The organism is Planomonospora alba, from assembly GCF_039534085.1.
Lineage (GTDB): Bacteria > Actinomycetota > Actinomycetes > Streptosporangiales > Streptosporangiaceae > Planomonospora_B > Planomonospora_B alba.
Genome location: NZ_BAAAUT010000024.1, coordinates 79,776 through 97,120, shown reverse-complemented (window position 1 = coordinate 97,120; position 17,345 = coordinate 79,776). Strand labels below are relative to the sequence as shown.

Here is a 17,345-nt window from a genome sequence, read left to right as displayed (position 1 = left end):
AGGATCTTCTGGGACGGTGCGGACCGGCGCCCGGATCCCCCTCACGCCCCCAGGCCGAGAGGAGAGCCGTCTCCGTAGAGGGCGGCCAGGTCGACCAGGAGCACGTCCGAGCGCCGGGCCGCGGTGGTGACGAGATCCGGGTGGAAGCCGCTCATCGAGAACAGGGCGAGGACCGCTCGATCCGCCTCGTGTCCCTGCCTGGACAGCGCGGCACGCAGATGTTCCAGGCGGGCGAGGTCGGTGCCGCCGCGACGGTCCAGCGTCGCCTTGGCCTCACCGATGACGGCGATCCGGGCTCGCGGGTGCCGCGGAGGCTGTCCGAGCGCGAGCGCCAGCACGTCGATCTCGTGTTTGGTGCGGGTGGCCTGGTCGGTGAACTCACATGTGCCCACGGCCCCGGGCAGCCCGCCCGGAAGGATCTCGTGGGCGTACCGGCGCGTCCATTCACGGGCCAGCGCCTCGAAATGCGGGCCCAGGATCTTGGAATTGAAGGTGGGGACCGAGGCCTTCCACGCTTCGGCGGCGAAGCCCTGGTCGATGACCGATGCCTGGGGCAGGGTGATGAGCTGGTTGAAGCGGATCACCGGATCCACCAGGGTGATGATCGGGCTGCGGGCCTTGAGCAGATCCTGCTCCCTCGCCACGTAACCCGTCGACTCCAGCACATCCAGGGGGTAGGTGACCGCGCCGCGGTCCCTGCCGAGCGCGGCGCCGATCCTGCTTGGCGTCGTGGCCCCGTGCGCGATCGCCGAGAGCAGGTCGTAGTAGAGCATGTGCCGGGTGATGCGCGGGTCCTCGCGCAGGAGGTACTCGGTCTCCGTCCTGGAGAACACCGCGCGGCCGGGGTCGAGGACCGTCCGGGTCACCCACGTGTCGAAATCGGCCGGAGCGGAGGGGGCCGGCCGTCCGGCCAGCGGCAGGTAACCGGGAGCTCCCCCCAGTACGGCATGCACCCGGAGTGCGGCCTCCGGAGACTCGATCCCCCAATGCGTCCGCGCTGTGCGGTAGTCGAACGCCTGAAGCCTCAGGTCGATCACCGCTCTGCCGCGGAGCGGCTTGGCCCCCGAGAGCAGCTCGTGCATGACGCTGATCGCCGATCCGCACAGGATGAGACGGACCGGTGGGTGATCACCGAACTGGGTCTCGTCGTACAGGGCCTGGATGATGCCGGGCACCTCGGGCGAGTGCTGCATCAGGTAGGGCAGCTCATCGATGATGAGAAGAGGACGTCCCGCGGGCCTGTCTCTGGCGACCACCTGAAGGGCGTTGCGCAGCAGCGCCCACCAGTCGTCGAAGCGGATGCTTCCCGCCTGGAGCCCCGCGTACGCGGCTATCTCATCGGAGAGGCGACGCAGCGCGGGAGCGCGCCCTTCCTCGCGGACCGCCGTCAGGTAGAGGCCGCCCGCGGCTTCCGCCAGGGAGTGCAGGAGGAAGGACTTCCCGTGGCGGCGGCGCCCCGAGACGACGCCGATGCGCATGGCGGGTGCCGGATCGGCGAGGAAGTCGCAGAGGAGGGCCCACTCCTGGTCCCGGGCCAGAAGCCGTGCCGGCTTGTCCATCCGGGGTTACCTCCCTACAGGCATGCCGACTTCAACGGAAAACGTATAAGTCTATTTGTACATGCGGCCGCCCTCGGCGATGCCGAGTTCGCAGGCTCGGCAGGACACCGGGCGGAGACTCCCCGTCACCCGGCCCCGCCGGACGCCGCCTGACCGTCGACCGGCACCGGCTTGCTGAGCCGTACCTCCTCCTCCGCGTATCCCAGCGCCCGGTAGAAACCCCGGGCCCGGACGTTGGCCGCGCCGGTCTCCAAGGTGACGCGCGCCAGGCCGCGCTCGCGCGCCCAGGACTCGGCGGCGCCGACCAGGGCACGCCCGACGCCCGTGCCCTCCGCCTCGGTGGAGACGGCGAGCTCGCCGATGTAGGCGTCCACCTGGCCGGTGAAGTGCCGGCGGGTGGCCACGGTGACGAAGCCGCCGATGAGGCCCTCGCGGACCGCCACGAGCACCCCGTGACCGTCGCCGCCGGCATTCTCCAGGGAACCGGTGACCCAGCCGCGCACGGCGTCGGCCACGGCGCCGGCGTCCCGCCAGGCCGCGACCCCCTCGGTCAGGCGCGGGGCCAGCGCGACGACGGCCTCGCGGTCCTCGTCCCGGTACGGCCGGATGACAACACGAGCCTGTTCACTGCCCATGACCGGCAGTCCGGCACCGGACCCCCGCGTGAAAAAACAGCCGGCGGCCTCAAGGACGCCGTCGCCGTCGCCGGGTCGCCCGCCCTGGAAGAGCCCGGCGCGCTGACGCGGGACCCGCGGACGCAGACGGCGCACCCGGACTCGTCGGAGGCCCCGCGCTGGAGCGCGGGCACCGGCTCGTGACAACGGACCCCGACGGCTGCGCCGTCCGCCGGGCTCCTCCGGAACCGCCGGGGCGGTCACCACGCCTGGACCGAGGGCTCCTGCTCGCCGGGGACGACCCGGGCACCGCCCGACTCGAGGTCGAGGCGGAGCAGCTGGGAGGCGGCGCCGCCGCACGGCGGCAGTCCGGCCAGGGGCGACCGGTCCATCTCCTCGGCCGCCCGGTCGACTCCGACCAGCACATGGCGGCCGGTCGGGGCGAGCGCCAGCGACTCGATGTGACCGCAGTCCAGGGCGAGGACCGTCCTGACCAGCCGCGTCCCCTCGTGCAGGACGAGTGTGCGGGTCGGCCAGCCGAGCGCGCGAAGGTGCCGCCCGTCCGGCAGGACCAGGAGCGGGCGGGAGAACTCGTGCTCGCCCGGGGCGGCGACATTCCGGATCGCACCCGTGCCGGTGTCGAGTGCGGCCAGGGTGTTCGCCGGAACGCTGTGCGAGGGGAGCGCGAGGGTCCGCTCGTCCAGCCACTGGAGGCCGTGGCCGCTGGCGGGCCATTCGTGCTCCAGGGTGCCCACGAAGCCGGCCTCGTCCGTCATCCGGCTGTAGGCGACGCGGCCCTCGGGAGAGACGGCCAGGCCGTTGACCATGCCCTCGAGCGTGGGGGTGAGCCGCTCGCCGACCGCCACCCGGCCGTCGGGGCGCATGGCCAGCCGGTAGAGGCGGAAGTAACGGCCCGACGGGCTGGCGAGCGCCGCCACGTAGTGGCCGGGCTCCGTGCCGCGGACGACGAGATCGTAGACGGCGTAGGTGCGCGTCGCCTCGGGCAGCCGGCTCACCGGCTCCCCGGACTCCAGGTCGAGCACGTACGGCATGCCCCATCCGGCCACCGCGTAGCGCGGGGTGCCGTCGGCGTTGACGGGCAAGCCGGTCAGCACACCGGGCAGCAGTACGGCCGACACGACGAGAGCCGCCGCCACCCCGGCGTTGCGCAGGTCGGTCAGGCGCGGCCGGATCCCCGCGCCCGCGATCCCGGCCAGCACGACCATGGTGGCGGGGGAGAGCAGCCAGGCCAGGACCAGGCGCGGCACCGCGAAGGACGGCGGCGCCAGCTGGGCCTCCAGGCACTCGCGCCACCAGAAGGGCGGCTCGGGGGAGAGCCGGTCCTCGGCCTCGGCCAGCGCGATGGGAAGCAGGGCGACCGCCAGTCCCGTCGTGGAGGGGAGCAGGGCGGTCGCGGAGCCCGGCGCGGCGGCTGTGCGCGCCCGCGACCGGATGGCCCAGAACGCGATCAGCGCCAGCAGCACGGGCTGGAGCAGGGTGAGCCAGCCACCGAGGAACTCCGCCGCCTCAGCCGGCGGGCTGGGCGGCGCCGTCTCCAGCGGCGCGCCACTGGTGCACACGACCGTCACCGTTTCGGCGAGCATGGGTTCGACGGACAGTTCCCACAGCGACAGCAGCACCGCTGCCCACCAGAAGAACTTCGCTTTCCGCATCGGGGGGACTTTCCAGGCGATCTACAGGAGGCCGGGACAGCCTAGTGCCTGCCGTGGCGGGAAGATCGGGCCCGTCCTCGGTGGGGCGGGCGGAGGTCGTCCCCGCAGACGCGGGCGGTGCGGCGGAGGGCTCCACCCGGCCCGGGCCGCCGCCCGCCTCCGGCGAGGGCCCGGGCACCGGGCGGGCGGGGAACGCGGGCCGTACCGCCGGCGCCCCGGGACTCGGACAGGAGTCTCCGGGGCGCCGAGGTCATCCGGTCGTTCCCGGCGGGAGGGGGCCGCCTGCGGCCGAGGCCTCCGGACCGGGCCGCGGCACTCAGCCCATGTGCGGGTAGCGGTGGTCGGTCGGCGGGACGAAGGTCTCCTTGATCGTGCGGGCGTTCACCCAGCGGATCAGGTTGAAGATCGACCCGGCCTTGTCGTTGGTGCCCGAGGCGCGGGCGCCGCCGAAGGGCTGCTGGCCGACGACCGCGCCGGTGGGCTTGTCGTTGACGTAGAAGTTGCCCGCCGCGAAACGCAGCTTCTCCGCGGCCGCGGTGATCGCGTAGCGGTCCCGGGCCATGAACGAGCCGGTCAGCGCGTACGGCGAGGAGCTCTCCATCTGGTCCAGCACCGTGTCGAAGCCGGCGTCGTCGTAGACGTGCACGCCGAGGATCGGCCCGAAGTACTCCTTGACGAAGACCTCGTCGGTCGGGTCGGCGCACTCCAGGACCGTCGGCTTGACGAAGTAGCCGGCCGAGTCGTCGTAGGAGCCGGTCAGCACGTCGATCGAGTCGAGCGAGCGCGCCCGGTCGATCGCCGCCTTGTGCTTGGCGAAGGCGCGGGCGTCGATGACCGCGCCCATGAACGTCGACAGGTCGGCGGCCACGTCGCCGACCGTCAGCGACTCGGCGGTGCCGACGAGGTCGTCGCGGATCGCCGTCCAGAGCGAGCGCGGCACGTAGGCGCGGGAGGCGGCCGAGCACTTCTGCCCCTGGTACTCGAAGGCGCCGCGGACCAGCGCGGTGAGCAGCGCGTCGGGGTCGGCCGAGGGGTGGGCGAGGATGAAGTCCTTGCCGCCGGTCTCGCCGACCAGGCGCGGGTAGCCCCGGTAGGAGGCGATGTTCGCCCCGACCGTGGACCACAGGTGCTGGAAGGTCGCGGTGGAGCCGGTGAAGTGGATGCCCGCCAGCTCCGGGTGGGCCAGCGCGACCTCCGAGACGGCCTGCCCGTTGCCGGTCACCAGGTTGATGACGCCCGGCGGGAGCCCGGCCTCCTCCAGCAGCCGCATGGTGAAGTGCGCGGCGAACTGCTGGGTGGGGGAGGGCTTCCAGACCACCACGTTGCCCATCAGGGCGGCCGAGGTGGGCAGGTTGCCGGCGATGGCGGTGAAGTTGAACGGCGTGATCGCCAGGACGAAGCCCTCCAGCGGGCGGTACTCCATGCGGTTCCACACGCCCCGCGACGAGGCGGGCTGCTCGGTGTAGAGCTGCCGGGCGTAGGCGACGTTGAACCGCCAGAAGTCGATCAGTTCGCAGGCCGAGTCGATCTCCGCCTGCTGCACGGACTTGGACTGGCCGAGGATCGTGGCGCCGTTGAGCGTGGGCCGCCACGGGCCCGCCAGCAGCTCGGCGGCGCGCAGGAAGACCGCCGCCCGCTCCTCGAACGGCGTCGCCCGCCAGGCGGGGGCCGCCGCCAGCGCGGCGTCGATCGCCGCCTGCACGTCGGCGGCGGTGGCCTCGGCCGTACGGCCCAGCACGGCGGCGTGGGCGTGCGGCTGCACCACGTCGATGGGGGCGCCGCCCGCCATGCGCTGCTCGCCGCCGATCGTCATGGTCAGGTCGGGCTGGGCGGCGGCCAGCTCCTTGACGCGCTCGGCGAGCGCGGTGCGCTCGGGGCTGCCGGGCGCGTAGCCGTACACCGGCTCGTTGACGGGGACGGGGACGTTGGAGATGGCGTCCATTGCTACTTTCCTCCCAGGGCACGCAGAAAGAAGGCGACGTTGGCGGGGCGTTCGGCGAGGCGGCGCATGAAGTAGCCGTACCAGTCGTCGCCGTAGGGCACGTAGACCCGGACGGTGTGTCCGGCACCGGCCAGGGCCTGCTGCTTGTCGGTGCGGATGCCGTACAGCATCTGGTACTCGTAGTCGCCGCGGGAGCGGCGGAAGCGGTCGGCGAGGGTCTCGGTGATCGCGATCATCCGGTCGTCGTGGGTGGCCACCATGGGATAGCCCCGGCCCGACATGAGGATGCGCAGGCACCGCACGTACGCCTTGTCGACGTCGGCCTTCCTGCGGTGCGCCACCGAGGCGGGCTCGGCGTAGGCGCCCTTGACCAGGCGGACCCGCGAGCCGGCGCCCGACAGGTCGCGGCAGTCGGCCTCGCTGCGGTGCAGGGCGGCCTGGATCGCCACCCCGGTGCCGGGGAAGTCCTCGCGCAGCGCCCGCAGCACGCCGAGGGTGGAGTCGACCGTGGTGTGGTCCTCCATGTCGAGGGTCACGCCCGCCCCCGCGGCACGGGCGGCCTCGCAGATCCGCCGGGCGTTCTCCAGCGCGATCTTGTCGCCGTCGGTGCCGAGCGCCTGCCCGACCGCCGACAGCTTCACGGAGACCTCGGCCCGGTCGCCGAGGTCCAGTTCGCGCAGCGCGCCGAGCAGGACCGTGTAGGCGTGCGCCGTGGCGGCGGCGGCCCCGGCGTCCCGGGTCTCCTCGCCCAGATGGTCGATGGTGACGGTCAGGCCCGCGCCGGTCAGCCGGCGGACGGCCCCGACGGCGTCCTGGACGGCCTCGCCCGCGACGAAGCGGTCGACGACCTTGCGGGTCAGCGGGATTCCGGAGACGGTCTGCCGGACGAGCGGCAGCCGCGACCCGGCGAGGAGCAGTGAACCGAGCATGCCTTCCAGACTAAAACCCCAGCTCAGTGCTATCGAATGTGCAACTGCAACGATCGCCGGGCCCGCGCTTCATACAGATGTATGACAATGGCGGGGTGCTTCAGGAGACCGTCGACGAGATCGCCGCCCGGCTGGGCGCCGCCGCCACGCTGGAGGACCGCTCGCTGAAGCTGCTGGCCTACGCCGCGCAGAGCGGCGACATCGACACCGTGCGCCAGGAGTCCATCCTGCGCCGCCGCGCCTCCGACGAGGTCCGCGCCTACTTCGAGGGGTACGGCATCGCGACGGCGCGCGGCCCGGTCCGCATCCCCGCCGACGCCGAGCTGGGCGTGCTCGCCCGCGTCTGCGTCCCGCTGCGGTACCTGGAGGTGACCTACGGCTACCTGTGGCTGCTCGACGACGGCACGCTCACCGACGAGCGGCTGGCCTCGGTGGCCGCTCTGGTCGCGCGGGCGGCGCGGACGCTCGCCCAGGAGGCCCGCAGTCGCCGGGACCTGGGCGCCTACCTGCGGGCGCTGCTGTCGGCGAGCGCCGAGGAGCGCGCGCAGGCCCTGTCCCCGCCGGACCGGGTCGACCTGGGAGGCCCGGTGGCGGCGATCGCCGTGCGCGGCTCGGCCGACCGGGTCGCCGCCCTCTGGACGCTCCCGCGCGACGTGCTCGCCGACCCCGGCCATCCGGGCCCGGGCGGGCCGCTGGTCGCGCTGCTCGCCCCCGCGGCCCAGGCGCGGGAGGTGGCCGGGCGGGTGCAGGCCATGTACGGCACCGCGGCGGGCGTCGGGGACGCCAGGGAGGGCCCGGAGCAGGCCTGGCGGAGCTGGCGGGAGGCGCTCGGCGCGCTCCGGGCGGCCGAGCGGGTGCCGGGCCTGGCGCCGGTCGCGGTCTGGTCGGGGCTCGGCGTCTACCGGGCGCTGGTCCGGCTGGCCCCGGCCGATCTGCGCGCGCTGGCGGAGGAGACCGCCCCCCTGGCGGCGGACCCCGAGCTGGCCAGGACCGTGGAGGACTACCTCGACCGCGCCGGGCACGTCCGGGAGAGCGCCGCCGCGCTCGGCGTGCACCGCCAGACGCTCTACTACCGGCTGGGCAAGGCCGAGCGGCTCACCGGCCGGGACCTCGCCGACGGCGAGGACCGGCTGCTGGTCCATCTCTCCCTCAAGGCCGCCCGGCTGCTGTAGGGGGCCCGCCCGCGGTCCCGGCGCCCGCCCCGGCGGAGGGCGGGCTCAGCCGCCGAGGCGGCGGAGCAGGTGCCGTCGGGCGGCGGCGTCGCCGGGACCGCCGCGCTCGGCGAGCCGGTCGGCGACGTACCGGCGGTGCGCCTCGTCGACGTTGCCGCCGTACTTGAACTTCCCTGCGATCTTCCGGACCGTCAGCCGCAGGCCCAGGATCCCGGGCAGGCGGCGCGCGTGCTCGGCCGGGTCGGCCGGCGCGCCCTCGGGCTCGAGGGCGGCGAGCTGCGCCCGCAGGATGTCGAGCTTGCCCTCGGCGTCGGTGACGACCTCGGCGTGGCAGACGAGCTGGACCGCGGCGTAGTAGGTGGTGGGCACGCCCAGGCGGGGGTCCCCCTCGCCTGGCAGGACCTTCCACGCCCCGGGGACGTAGGACCAGTCGCCCGCGACCGACAGCAGCACGGCGGGGTTCTCCGCGACGGCGGGCCAGATCGGGTTCGGGCGGGCGAGGTGGAGCAGGATCGTGCGGTCGTCGGCGAGCAGGAACTGGGTCGGCACCACGACGGGGACGTCGCGGTCCCGGCCCGCGGCGATGAGCTGGCCGAACTGGTTCGCGCGGACGAACTCCACCGCCTCGTCGTCGTCGGCGGCATCCCAGGGGTGGATCATCATGCGGCTAACCGTATACCCATCCAAGATCCTCATGAAAAGGGCCCGGTTCCCGGGGACCGGCCGTCCCCGGGAACCGGGCCGCGGACCCGTCAGGCGGCGGAGGGCTGCGCCGCGCGCGACGAGGCGGGCAGCACGTCCTCGTAGGCCCGGGCGAGCTCCTGGCTGATCCGCTCCCACGAGTAGCGGGACCGCACGCGGTCGGCTCCGGCGAAGCCCAGCGCCGTCCGCCGGGTGGGGTCGGCGAGCAGCTCGCGGACGAGCCGGGCGGTCTGCGCGGGACGGTCCGGCGCGACCAGCAGGCCGGTCACCCCGTCCACCACGGAGTCGGTGTGCGCGCCCACCGCGGAGGCGACCACCGGGACGCCGCAGGCCATGGCCTCCAGCGCGACGACCCCGGCCGGGGCCTCGCGGGGCAGCGAGACGACCACGTCGACGCTGCGGATCAGCTTCGGCACCGACGAGTGCGGCACCTGCCCGAGCAGGGTGACCCGGTCGTCCACGCCGAGCTCCTTGGCCAGCATCATCGTCCGGTGCGCGTCGGCGTCGTGCTCCAGGTCCGCCGCGGCCGGGCCGCCGGCGACGACCAGCTCCGCGTCCGGGACGCCCTCCAGCGCCCGCACGGCGGTCCGCACGCCCTTGCTCTCGGAGATCGGCCCCAGGTGCAGCAGCCGGGGGCGCGACCCCCGCGGCGCGGCCGGTCCCTGCCGGCGGAACTTCTCGACGTCGACGCCGCAGGGCACCACGGCGATGTTGCGGCGCGGCACGCCCATGCGGATCAGCTCCGCCTCCTCGCCCCCGCACCCGGCGACCACCGCCGCGGCCCGGCGGCTGATCGCGCGCTGCAGCCGGGCCTTGCGGTCGTCGCCGCTGCTCTCGTGGATGGAGCTCAGCACGACCGGCAGCCGCAGGCCGTCCGCGCCGGCGATGGCGGCCAGTCCGGCCGTCCAGGAGCAGGCGTGGACGACGTCCGGCCGGTCCTGGCTCCAGCGGCCCATCAGCCGGCCGCCGAAGTCGGCCAGGTGGGGCAGCACCTCGTCCTCGGGCAGGTCGCGGGAGGGCCCGGAGGACAGGTGCTCCAGGGTGACGCCGGGGGCCATCCGCACGCGCGCCCTGCCGGAGTCGGACCCCCGGCGCGTGTAGACGGTGACCTTGTGCTCCTTGCCGAGTTCCCGGGCGATGGCCAGCATCTGGGCGCGCTGGGCGGACAGGTCGGAGGGGTCCTGGGAAGAGGAGAGAGCGTCGGAGAAGACGAAAGCAATGTTCACGGCACACCTCTGGGAGGAGACGGGCATGGGGAGCCAGAGATCCTTCAGGGGGTGCCTGCGTCTTAGGCACTCATCTGTATGGGAGAAACCATACCCGGATCACGCTCGGCAGCAAACCTCCCATTTCCGACACCGCGGGGAGCCGCCCCGGCGCCGTGGGGAGGGCGTCCCGGGCCGCCGCCGTACGGCCGCCGCCTACACCACGCGCAGCGCCAGGATCACGATCTCGTCCCAGACCCGCCCGCCGGAGAACGCGTGCCGGTCCTCCTCCACGGTCTTGACCACGGCCGCCGGCGACTGCGAGACGCACCGGGCCAGCACGTCGGCCAGCCGGATCTCGCCGTACGCCTCCCCTTGGTCGTTGCGGGAGGTCACCAGCCCGTCGGAGTAGAACAGCAGCGTCTGGCCGCTGGCCAGCGTGAGCTCCTCGTCGTACGTCTCACCCTCGGGGGAGATGCCCAGCGGCACGCCGCCCCCCGCGGTGAAACGCACCGTGCCGTCCGGTCGCAGCAGCGCCGCGGGGTGGTGGCCCGCACTGGACAGCCGGATCCGCCGCCCCTTGACGAACCCGGCCAGCGCCATCACGAACATGCCGCTGTGCTGCACGGACAGCGCCTGGTTGAGCTTGCGCAGCGCCTGCCCCGGGTCGGGCTCCCAGACGCCGAGCACGCGCAGGCCGTTGCGCACCATGGCGCTGACCGAGGCGGCCTCCTCGCCCCGGCCGGCCGCCCCGCCGAGCGCGAACCCCCAGCCGTCCGCGACCGGGAAGACGTCGTAGAACTCGGCCCCCACCGAGCTGGAACCCGCGTGGTAGATCGCCGCCGCCTCGAACCCGGGGATGTCGGGCAGGCTGCGCGGCACGACGCTGGTGCGCAGGGCCTCGGCGGCCTCCGACCGGTCCCGGAAGCTGCGCCGCACCCGCAGGGCGAGCCCCACGTGCGCGCCGATCTCCTGCATCAGGCCGAGATCGGCCAGGGTGAACGGCTCGCGGTCGCGCGATCGCACGAGCGTCAGGGCGCCCGCGGGGCCGTCCTCGCCCTCGATCGGCACGCACAGCACCGAGCCGGCGCCCATCACCCGCAGCAGCGGAGGCCGCCCGTCACCTGCCCCGCCCAGCAGCGACTCGTCCTCCACCATCTCGTGGACGACCCCGGAGCCGCCGGTCAGCACGTGCGCGATCAACGGCGCGGTCAGCGGGCTCAGCCCCTCGACCAGGCGGATCAGGTCGCTCACCGGCCGGTCGGACGGGCCGAACACGCACGCCCGCCGGGGAGAGCCGTCCCGGACCACGTCGGCGATCACCCAGTCGGCCGTCTCGGCGGACAGCAGCCGCGCGGCCCGGGTGACCGTCACCGGCTGGCGCAGGCTCTCCTCGTCCAGCAGCAGCCGGGTCATCCGGGACAGCAGCTCCTGGCGGCGCGCGGAGGCGAGGATCAGCGCGGCGTCCGACCGCTCGGCCGGCCCCGGCGGGGCCTCGGCGACCTGCGCCTCCAGCGGGAGGATCACCACCCCGGTCATCGCGTGCGGCTCGCCCGGCATCGTCAGCCGCACCAGGGCCAGCTGCACGGTGTGCGCGCGGCCCTGGTGCGCCAGCCGGGTCTGGAAGGTCGCCGTCTGCCCGCTCTGCTGCACCGCGGTCAGGTGGGAGCGGAACGCCGCCCGCCGGGAGACGTCGACGAAGAGCGGGAACGACCTGCCGATCAGATAGCCGGCGGGGCTGCCCAGCATGCGGGAGGTCTCCGCGCTGATCCGCCGGATCACCCCCGAGCCGTCCAGCACCGCCACCGGCACCGGGAAGGTCTTGAACACCTGCCGCAGCAGCTTGAGCTCCCGCTGCGAGCCGTTCTCCCGCTCGCCCGACCGCCGCGGCGCCCTGCGCAGCTCCCGCAGCGCGGCGTCCAGGAGCTCGCGCGCCGTGTCGAGCTCGGCGAGCGCGGCGTCGAGTGTGGAGCGGGGGTCCGCTGGGTAGCTGGACGTGGTCTCGCGCAGGGACAGGACCCTGGCGGTGAGCGCGTCGAGCGCCTGCTCCAGGGCGGGAAGGCCAATGGCTTCGGTCAAGTTGCTCGTCCTCGTCGACGGCCGGGGTGGGAGACGTCCCGCCGTAGACGGTACGCCACCCCGTGGGTCTTATCGGTGCGCGGTCGGATAGTGGTTAAGTTATCGAAACAGCGAAGGGACCTCATGCGATGGACATGATCGCCCCCGTTCTCGCCAGGGACCTCGCCGCCCTGGGCCGGGTGAGCGAGGAGACCTCCAGCGAGAGCGTGCTGCGCGGTCTCACCACCACTCTCGCCGGTGGCGTGCCCGGCTGCGCGGGCGGGTCCGCCGAGCTGTGGCGGGGGGAGCGCCTGGTGGTCTCCGCCTCGCACAGCGAGCTCGTCGTGCTCGTCGACGGCGAGAGCGGCCTGGGGGAGGGCCCCCTGGTCGAGGCCCGCGCCACGGGCGGTCACGTGACCGTGCAGGACGTGCTCCGCGAGACCCGCTGGCCCGACTACACCGCGATGGCCGTCCGGTGCGGCGTCCGCTCGGTCCTGGCGATCCCGATCACCGTCGAGCGGGCCGTCCTCGTCCTCGGCCTGTACGGCGTGAGCCCCGGCGTCTTCGCCTCCCGGAACGTCACCCCGCTGGCCGAGATGCTGGCGGAGCAGGTGAACGTGGCCCTGGCGAACATGTGGGACTACGACGAGGTGCGCACCGACGCGGCCCAGATGCAGGAGGCGCTCGCCGGGCGCGCGATCATCGACCAGGCCAAGGGCATCATCATGAAGTCCAGCGGGTGCACGGCGGAGGAGGCGTTCGACGAGCTGCGCCGCGTCTCCCAGCACCACCAGGTGAAGGTGGCCGACCTCGCCCGGCTCCTGGTCGACGAGCACCAGCGCAACCGGGAGCGCCGCACGGGCCGGGCGAGCTGAGCCCGGCGGCGCCGCGCCGGCCGTACCGGCGGGACGGGCGCCCCGCGGGCCGGGACGGCCGGGAGGGGGATCGGGTCGGCCGGCTCAGACGGGCCGGCCGAACGCCGCCAGCGCGTCGCCGACCGTGTCGTAGAGCGGGAGCCGCTGCGCCAGCCCGGTGATCCACATCACCTTGGTCTTGGCGTACTCCACCCCGGTGAGGGCGAAGCGCCCGCCGGCCTGGGTGCTGACCTGCCACTGGTGCACGATGAGCCCGAGCGCGCGGGAGTCCATGAACGTCACACCGCTCAGGTCCAGGACCATGTCGTGGCCGTGCTCAGCCGCCTCCGCGGCCAGGTAGTCGGCGAACTGGTCCCTGGTGGTGGCGTCGAGCAGGCCTGTCACCTGGATCACGTCGACCCCGTCGACGACCGCCGACGTCAAGGTCAGGGCAGCAGATCCATCACCGTTGTTCGACACCGTCACCCGGGCTCCTCCTCGCCGCTCGCATAGCAACCTTACTGTTACCTGGCGGGGAGTAATACTCCCGGCATCCGGGGAATACTGGATCCGAGGTCCAGCAGAGGGCCTCGCCTCGAAACGTGGTCGAGGCGATGCCGTCTGCCCGGAGACTGCTCCGCGGGTGTCGGCGCCGCCCGACAGTCATATCAGGGAGCAGCAATGTCTGTTCAGGCACTCGAACTCAACGACATGACCGCCGAGGAGCTCCTCGCGGAGATGGTCTCGCCTGAAATCTCTGAATACCGCGCCGAGCGCCTGCGTGAGCGCATCGTCGAGATGCACCGCCCGCTGGCCATGGAGATCGCCCGCCGCTACCGCTACCGCGGCGAGCCGCTCGAGGACCTCCTGCAGGCCGCCTACGTCGGACTGATGAAGGCCATCAACGGCTACGACCCGACGCTCGGCCACCCCTTCCGCGGCTACGCCGTCGTCACCATGACCGGCGAGGTGAAGCGGCACTTCCGCGACCGCACCTGGGCCATCCGCGTCCCCCGCGTCTACCAGGAGCGCAGGGCCGAGCTGAACCGCCTGGTCGCCGACCTCAGCCAGGAGTTCGGCCGCGCGCCGACCGTCGCCGAGCTCGCCGAGAAGATGAAGATCAGCGAAGAGGACGTCCTGCTCACCCTCGACGCCTCCGCCGCCTACAGCGCCCTGTCCCTCGACGCGCCGCTCGGCGCCGACGACGACGCCGCGGCCCTGGGCGACGTGATCCCCGACGAGGACGACGCCCTGTCGGTGCTGGTGGACCGGGAGGCGGTCAAGCCGCTGATCGACAAGCTGCCGCCGCGGGAGAAGAACATCCTCCTGCTCCGCTTCTTCGGGAACATGACCCAGGCCGAGATCGCCTCGGAATTCGGCATCTCCCAGATGCACGTCTCCCGCATTCTGCGTAAGGTGCTGGACCAGTTGCGTGCCGAGCTTCTCGCCGAGGCCTGAATATGACCCGGGTTACGGGGCAGCTCAGTCGGCGGGGACCGAGGTGGCATAGGGTGCGATCCGATGACCCCCGGGCGTACACGGTCGCGGCGCCACGGGACAGGGGAGGCGGTTCACGGGTGAACGAGGACGGTGCTCGTCCGGCTCGCTCTCTGGCGGGCGACGGCCGGTTCCCGCCTTCCTCCGTTCCCCCGGGAGGCACGCCCCCTGCCGCGGGGCCCCCGTCCCCCGACGGCACCTCGCCCCCCGTCGACCTGCCCGCACCAGCCCGCACGGCCCTCGCCGAGCTCGCCTTCTGCCTCCCCGACCTGCCGGCGGTGCGCGAGTTCGCCGCCGCCCACGCGCGGCGCGGCGGCATGGCGGAGGAGCGCCTGCCCGACTTCCTCGTCGCGGTGAACGAGGTGGCCACCAACGCCGTCACCCACGGCCACGCCAGCGCCAAGGCGCTGCTGCGCATGTGGGTCGCCGACGGCGCCCTCGTCGTGGAGATCCGCGACGAGGGCCGGTGGACCCCCGAGGCCGTCCCGGGCCAGACCCCTCCCGGCCCCTACGCCACCAGCGGCATGGGGCTGTGGGTGGCCCGGATGGTCAGCTCCGACATCAGCTTCCGGACCGGCGCCGGGGGGACGACCGTCACCATGTCCTTCACGATCTGAACCCCTTTTTCCGGGTAGGGGGCAGGCCATGAGCCAGATTCCCCGCATCCTGATCCTCGGTGGCGGTTACGTCGGCATGTACACCGCGCTGCGCCTGCAGCGCAGACTCCGCCGCGGCGAGGCCCGCGTCACCGTCGTCGACTCCGACTCCTACATGACCTACCAGCCGTTCCTCCCCGAGGCGGCCGCGGGCAGCATCGAGCCCCGGCACGTGGTCGTCCCGCTCCGCGCGGTCCTGAAGAGGTGCGAGGTCGTCAACGGCTGGGCGGTCGGCGTCGACCTGAGGGCGCGGACCGTGGAGGTGCAGCCGAGCCAGGGGCCCTCGCGCACCCTCGGCTACGACTTCCTCGTCGTCGCGCCCGGCTCCGTCTCGCGCCTGCTGCCCATCCCGGGCGTGGCCGAGTGCGGCATCGGGTTCAAGACCGTCGAGGAGGCCATCCACCTGCGCAACCACGTGCTGGCCCAGCTCGACGTGGCCTCCTCCACCGACGACCCCGAGGTCCGCTCCCGGGCGCTGACCTTCGTGTTCGTCGGCGGCGGCTACGCCGGCGTCGAGGCCCTGGCCGAGCTGGAGGACATGGCCCGCGACGCCTGCCGCTACTTCCCGTCCATCCACCCCGGAGACATGCACTGGGTCCTGGTCGAGGCCACCGACCGGATCCTCCCCGAGGTCGGCCCGGACATGGGCCGGTGGACGATCGAGCAGCTGCGCGCCCGCGGCATCGACGTCCGGCTCAACAGCCTCGTGCGGTCCGCCGAGAACCGCCGCGTCGTCCTGGACGACGGCAGCGTCTTCAACGCCTCCACCCTGGTGTGGACCGCGGGGGTCAAGCCCCACCCGCTGGTGCAGGCCAGCGGCCTGCCCCTGGACGAGCGCGGCCGGATCAAGGCCACCGCCGAACTGACGGTGGAGGGGCACCCGAACGTCTTCACCGCCGGCGACTGCGCCGCCGTACCGGACCTGACCAAGCCGGGGCAGACGTGCGCGCCCAACGCGCAGCACGCCGTACGGGAGGCCCGCACCCTGGCCGACAACCTGGTGGCCACGCTCCGGGGCAGCGAGCGCAGGCCCTACCGGCACGCCTACGCGGGCTCGGTGGCCAGCCTGGGCCTGCACAAGGGCGTGGCGCAGATCTACGGCCGCAAGGTGCGCGGCTTCCCGGCCTGGTTCATGCACCGGACCTACCACCTGTCCCGGGTACCGACCCTGAACCGGAAGGTCCGGGTGCTGGTCGACTGGACGCTCTCCCTGTTCTTCCCCCGGGAGATCACCTCGCTCGGCGCGCTGGCCAACCCCCGCGAGGAGTTCGAGTTCGCGGCCCGGGACGGTGCCCGGACCCCGGCCGGGCGCCGGTGAGCCCTGCGGTCCCGCCCCCTGCGGAGGGCGGCCCGCGAACGCGCGAGGGGGCGCCGTCGGCCGACGGCGTCCCCTCTGTCGTCACTGCCTCTGCGGGGCCGGCCCGCTCACCGCCTGCGACGCCAGCCCCCGCCCCGCCACCCGGCCGTGCCGAAGCCGGCCTGGTGCAGGGCGAGCAGGAGCAGCCCCAGGAGGAGGAAGGTCGTGCCGGTGACGCCCGCGCCCAGCCTGGCGCCGAGCAGGTCGAGCAGCAGGCCGAGGCCGAACACGATGGCGGCGGCGATCGCGAGCATCGGTCACTCCCTTCCCGCCGGCGAGCTTCCGGAGACCCCCCGGGACGCGTCCGCGGAGGCGGCGTCCCCGGAGGGCCCGCCCGCGCCCGGCGGAGGAACGGACGGAGCGGAGGCGGAGGGCGCGGTCCCCGGAGCGGGAGCCGTTCCGGGCGTCCCGCTCCCGGCGGGCGCGGCGGCCAGCTCCAGCAGCTGCTCCAGCACCGACCGGTAGCCGCGCAGAGCCGTACGGAGCCGCTCGGTGTCGCCGTCCCCGTCCTTCCACCGGCTCCGCAGATCGGAGACCCGGGCCTCCAGCGCGGCGCGGATCCCGTCCGTCACCTCGCCGAGGAGCGACTCGGCGCGCTCCACCGCTCCGCGCGGATCGTCCACGAAGCCCACCTGGACCTGCTGCCAGCGCCGCCGTACCTCGGCCGGATCCCCGTCGAGCAGCGGCAGGCGGGTGGCCGGCGCCCCGCCGGACGCCCCGGGACCGGCGTGCGCGGGGTCGGGGACCTCCGCGCCCGCGGTGTCCGGACGGTCGGCGTCGGTCAGCCCGGGACCGGTGTCCGCCAGGTCGCCCGGGCGTCCGGCGGGCGCGTCGTCGTGGGTCGCGGCGGGCTCGTCACCGGTCGCGGAGGCAGCGGAGGCATGCGAGGCGTTCGAGGCGTTCGAGGCGTTTGAGGTGTCCGAGGCGTCCGAGGCGTCGGGGGACACCCGCTCGACGCGCTGGGGAGGCACCGTCGGGCCGGTGTCGCCGAGCCCCTCGTCCCGGCCGTCGCGGCCCGAGTGGACCAGCCGGTCGGCGGGGTGTCCGGATGCCGGGCGATCCGGGACGCGGTCGGGTCGGTCGTTCATACGGGTCACCGTCCTTGGGGGATGCGGGGGGATCCGGAG

General features: G+C 73.8%; 16 protein-coding genes. 5 read left to right on the top strand and 11 right to left on the bottom strand.

The window, feature by feature from the left end:
• Positions 1–41: 41 nt before the first annotated feature.
• The 5 genes from ABD823_RS16400 to ABD823_RS16380 form a co-directional block, all read right to left on the bottom strand.
• Complete coding sequence (locus ABD823_RS16400; RefSeq protein WP_344860394.1) at positions 42–1,559, bottom strand: AAA family ATPase; 1,518 nt, start codon at positions 1,557–1,559, stop codon at positions 42–44.
• A 125-nt stretch (positions 1,560–1,684) separates the two neighbouring features.
• Positions 1,685–2,194: a GNAT family N-acetyltransferase gene (locus ABD823_RS16395; RefSeq protein ID WP_344860392.1), complete on the bottom strand. Its 510-nt coding sequence runs from the start codon at positions 2,192–2,194 to the stop codon at positions 1,685–1,687.
• A 239-nt stretch (positions 2,195–2,433) separates the two neighbouring features.
• The gene (locus ABD823_RS16390) at positions 2,434–3,846 is read right to left on the bottom strand and encodes a hypothetical protein (RefSeq protein WP_344860390.1); all 1,413 of its coding nucleotides are present in this window, start codon (positions 3,844–3,846) and stop codon (positions 2,434–2,436) included.
• A gap of 316 nt (positions 3,847–4,162) precedes the next feature.
• Entirely contained in the window at positions 4,163–5,788 is a 1,626-nt protein-coding gene (pruA, locus tag ABD823_RS16385; protein WP_344860388.1) for an L-glutamate gamma-semialdehyde dehydrogenase, read from the bottom strand.
• A 2-nt stretch (positions 5,789–5,790) separates the two neighbouring features.
• Positions 5,791–6,717 carry a proline dehydrogenase family protein gene (locus ABD823_RS16380; RefSeq protein WP_344860386.1) on the bottom strand — a complete coding sequence of 309 codons (927 nt, stop codon included), beginning with the start codon at positions 6,715–6,717 and terminating at the stop codon, positions 5,791–5,793.
• Positions 6,718–6,812: 95 nt separating this feature from the next.
• Between ABD823_RS16380 and ABD823_RS16375 the strand changes: the two genes are divergently transcribed.
• Entirely contained in the window at positions 6,813–7,889 is a 1,077-nt protein-coding gene (locus ABD823_RS16375; RefSeq protein WP_344860384.1) for a PucR family transcriptional regulator, read from the top strand.
• A 45-nt stretch (positions 7,890–7,934) separates the two neighbouring features.
• Here ABD823_RS16375 and ABD823_RS16370 read toward each other — a convergent pair whose 3' ends face one another.
• From ABD823_RS16370 to ABD823_RS16360, 3 genes are all read right to left on the bottom strand, one after another.
• Positions 7,935–8,552, bottom strand: a complete 618-nt coding sequence (locus ABD823_RS16370) for an FMN-binding negative transcriptional regulator (protein WP_344860382.1) — start codon at positions 8,550–8,552, stop codon at positions 7,935–7,937.
• A gap of 89 nt (positions 8,553–8,641) precedes the next feature.
• Entirely contained in the window at positions 8,642–9,817 is a 1,176-nt protein-coding gene (locus ABD823_RS16365) for a glycosyltransferase (protein WP_344860380.1), read from the bottom strand.
• 195 nt (positions 9,818–10,012) lie between these two features.
• Entirely contained in the window at positions 10,013–11,875 is a 1,863-nt protein-coding gene (locus tag ABD823_RS16360) for a SpoIIE family protein phosphatase (protein ID WP_344860378.1), read from the bottom strand.
• A 134-nt stretch (positions 11,876–12,009) separates the two neighbouring features.
• Here ABD823_RS16360 and ABD823_RS16355 point away from each other — a divergent pair, with 134 nt between their 5' ends.
• Positions 12,010–12,729 (top strand): ANTAR domain-containing response regulator, encoded by a 720-nt coding sequence (locus ABD823_RS16355; RefSeq protein ID WP_344860376.1) that lies wholly within the window; start codon positions 12,010–12,012, stop codon positions 12,727–12,729.
• Positions 12,730–12,813: 84 nt separating this feature from the next.
• Here ABD823_RS16355 and ABD823_RS16350 read toward each other — a convergent pair whose 3' ends face one another.
• Entirely contained in the window at positions 12,814–13,194 is a 381-nt protein-coding gene (locus ABD823_RS16350; RefSeq protein WP_344860374.1) for an STAS domain-containing protein, read from the bottom strand.
• 195 nt (positions 13,195–13,389) lie between these two features.
• Here ABD823_RS16350 and ABD823_RS16345 point away from each other — a divergent pair, with 195 nt between their 5' ends.
• The 3 genes from ABD823_RS16345 (at position 13,390) to ABD823_RS16335 (ending at position 16,179) form a co-directional block, all read left to right on the top strand.
• The gene (locus ABD823_RS16345) at positions 13,390–14,166 is read left to right on the top strand and encodes a SigB/SigF/SigG family RNA polymerase sigma factor (protein WP_344860372.1); all 777 of its coding nucleotides are present in this window, start codon (positions 13,390–13,392) and stop codon (positions 14,164–14,166) included.
• Between the two features lie 119 nt (positions 14,167–14,285).
• Positions 14,286–14,822, top strand: coding sequence for an ATP-binding protein (locus tag ABD823_RS16340; protein WP_344860369.1), 537 nt, complete (start codon positions 14,286–14,288; stop codon positions 14,820–14,822).
• Between the two features lie 28 nt (positions 14,823–14,850).
• Positions 14,851–16,179 carry an NAD(P)/FAD-dependent oxidoreductase gene (locus tag ABD823_RS16335; protein WP_344860367.1) on the top strand — a complete coding sequence of 443 codons (1,329 nt, stop codon included), beginning with the start codon at positions 14,851–14,853 and terminating at the stop codon, positions 16,177–16,179.
• Positions 16,180–16,286: 107 nt separating this feature from the next.
• On the opposite strand, the gene ABD823_RS16330 is transcribed toward ABD823_RS16335, so the two are convergent.
• Together ABD823_RS16330 and ABD823_RS16325 are read right to left on the bottom strand one after the other, a co-directional pair.
• Positions 16,287–16,472 (bottom strand): hypothetical protein, encoded by a 186-nt coding sequence (locus ABD823_RS16330; RefSeq protein ID WP_344860365.1) that lies wholly within the window; start codon positions 16,470–16,472, stop codon positions 16,287–16,289.
• Between the two features lie 3 nt (positions 16,473–16,475).
• Positions 16,476–17,306, bottom strand: a complete 831-nt coding sequence (locus ABD823_RS16325; protein ID WP_344860363.1) for a hypothetical protein — start codon at positions 17,304–17,306, stop codon at positions 16,476–16,478.
• Positions 17,307–17,345 lie beyond the last annotated feature (39 nt).

Bases quoted from the DNA above. Each gene is read 5' to 3' on its own strand.
- ABD823_RS16400 (WP_344860394.1), bottom strand. From the start codon at position 1,559: ATGGACAAGCCGGCACGGCTTCTGGCCCGGGACCAGGAGTGGGCCCTC.
- ABD823_RS16395 (WP_344860392.1), bottom strand. From the start codon at position 2,194: ATGGGCAGTGAACAGGCTCGTGTTGTCATCCGGCCGTACCGGGACGAG.
- ABD823_RS16390 (WP_344860390.1), bottom strand. From the start codon at position 3,846: ATGCGGAAAGCGAAGTTCTTCTGGTGGGCAGCGGTGCTGCTGTCGCTG.
- pruA (WP_344860388.1), bottom strand. From the start codon at position 5,788: ATGGACGCCATCTCCAACGTCCCCGTCCCCGTCAACGAGCCGGTGTAC.
- ABD823_RS16380 (WP_344860386.1), bottom strand. From the start codon at position 6,717: ATGCTCGGTTCACTGCTCCTCGCCGGGTCGCGGCTGCCGCTCGTCCGG.
- ABD823_RS16370 (WP_344860382.1), bottom strand. From the start codon at position 8,552: ATGATGATCCACCCCTGGGATGCCGCCGACGACGACGAGGCGGTGGAG.
- ABD823_RS16355 (WP_344860376.1), top strand. From the start codon at position 12,010: ATGATCGCCCCCGTTCTCGCCAGGGACCTCGCCGCCCTGGGCCGGGTG.
- ABD823_RS16345 (WP_344860372.1), top strand. From the start codon at position 13,390: ATGTCTGTTCAGGCACTCGAACTCAACGACATGACCGCCGAGGAGCTC.
- ABD823_RS16335 (WP_344860367.1), top strand. From the start codon at position 14,851: ATGAGCCAGATTCCCCGCATCCTGATCCTCGGTGGCGGTTACGTCGGC.
- ABD823_RS16330 (WP_344860365.1), bottom strand. From the start codon at position 16,472: ATGCTCGCGATCGCCGCCGCCATCGTGTTCGGCCTCGGCCTGCTGCTC.
- ABD823_RS16325 (WP_344860363.1), bottom strand. From the start codon at position 17,306: ATGAACGACCGACCCGACCGCGTCCCGGATCGCCCGGCATCCGGACAC.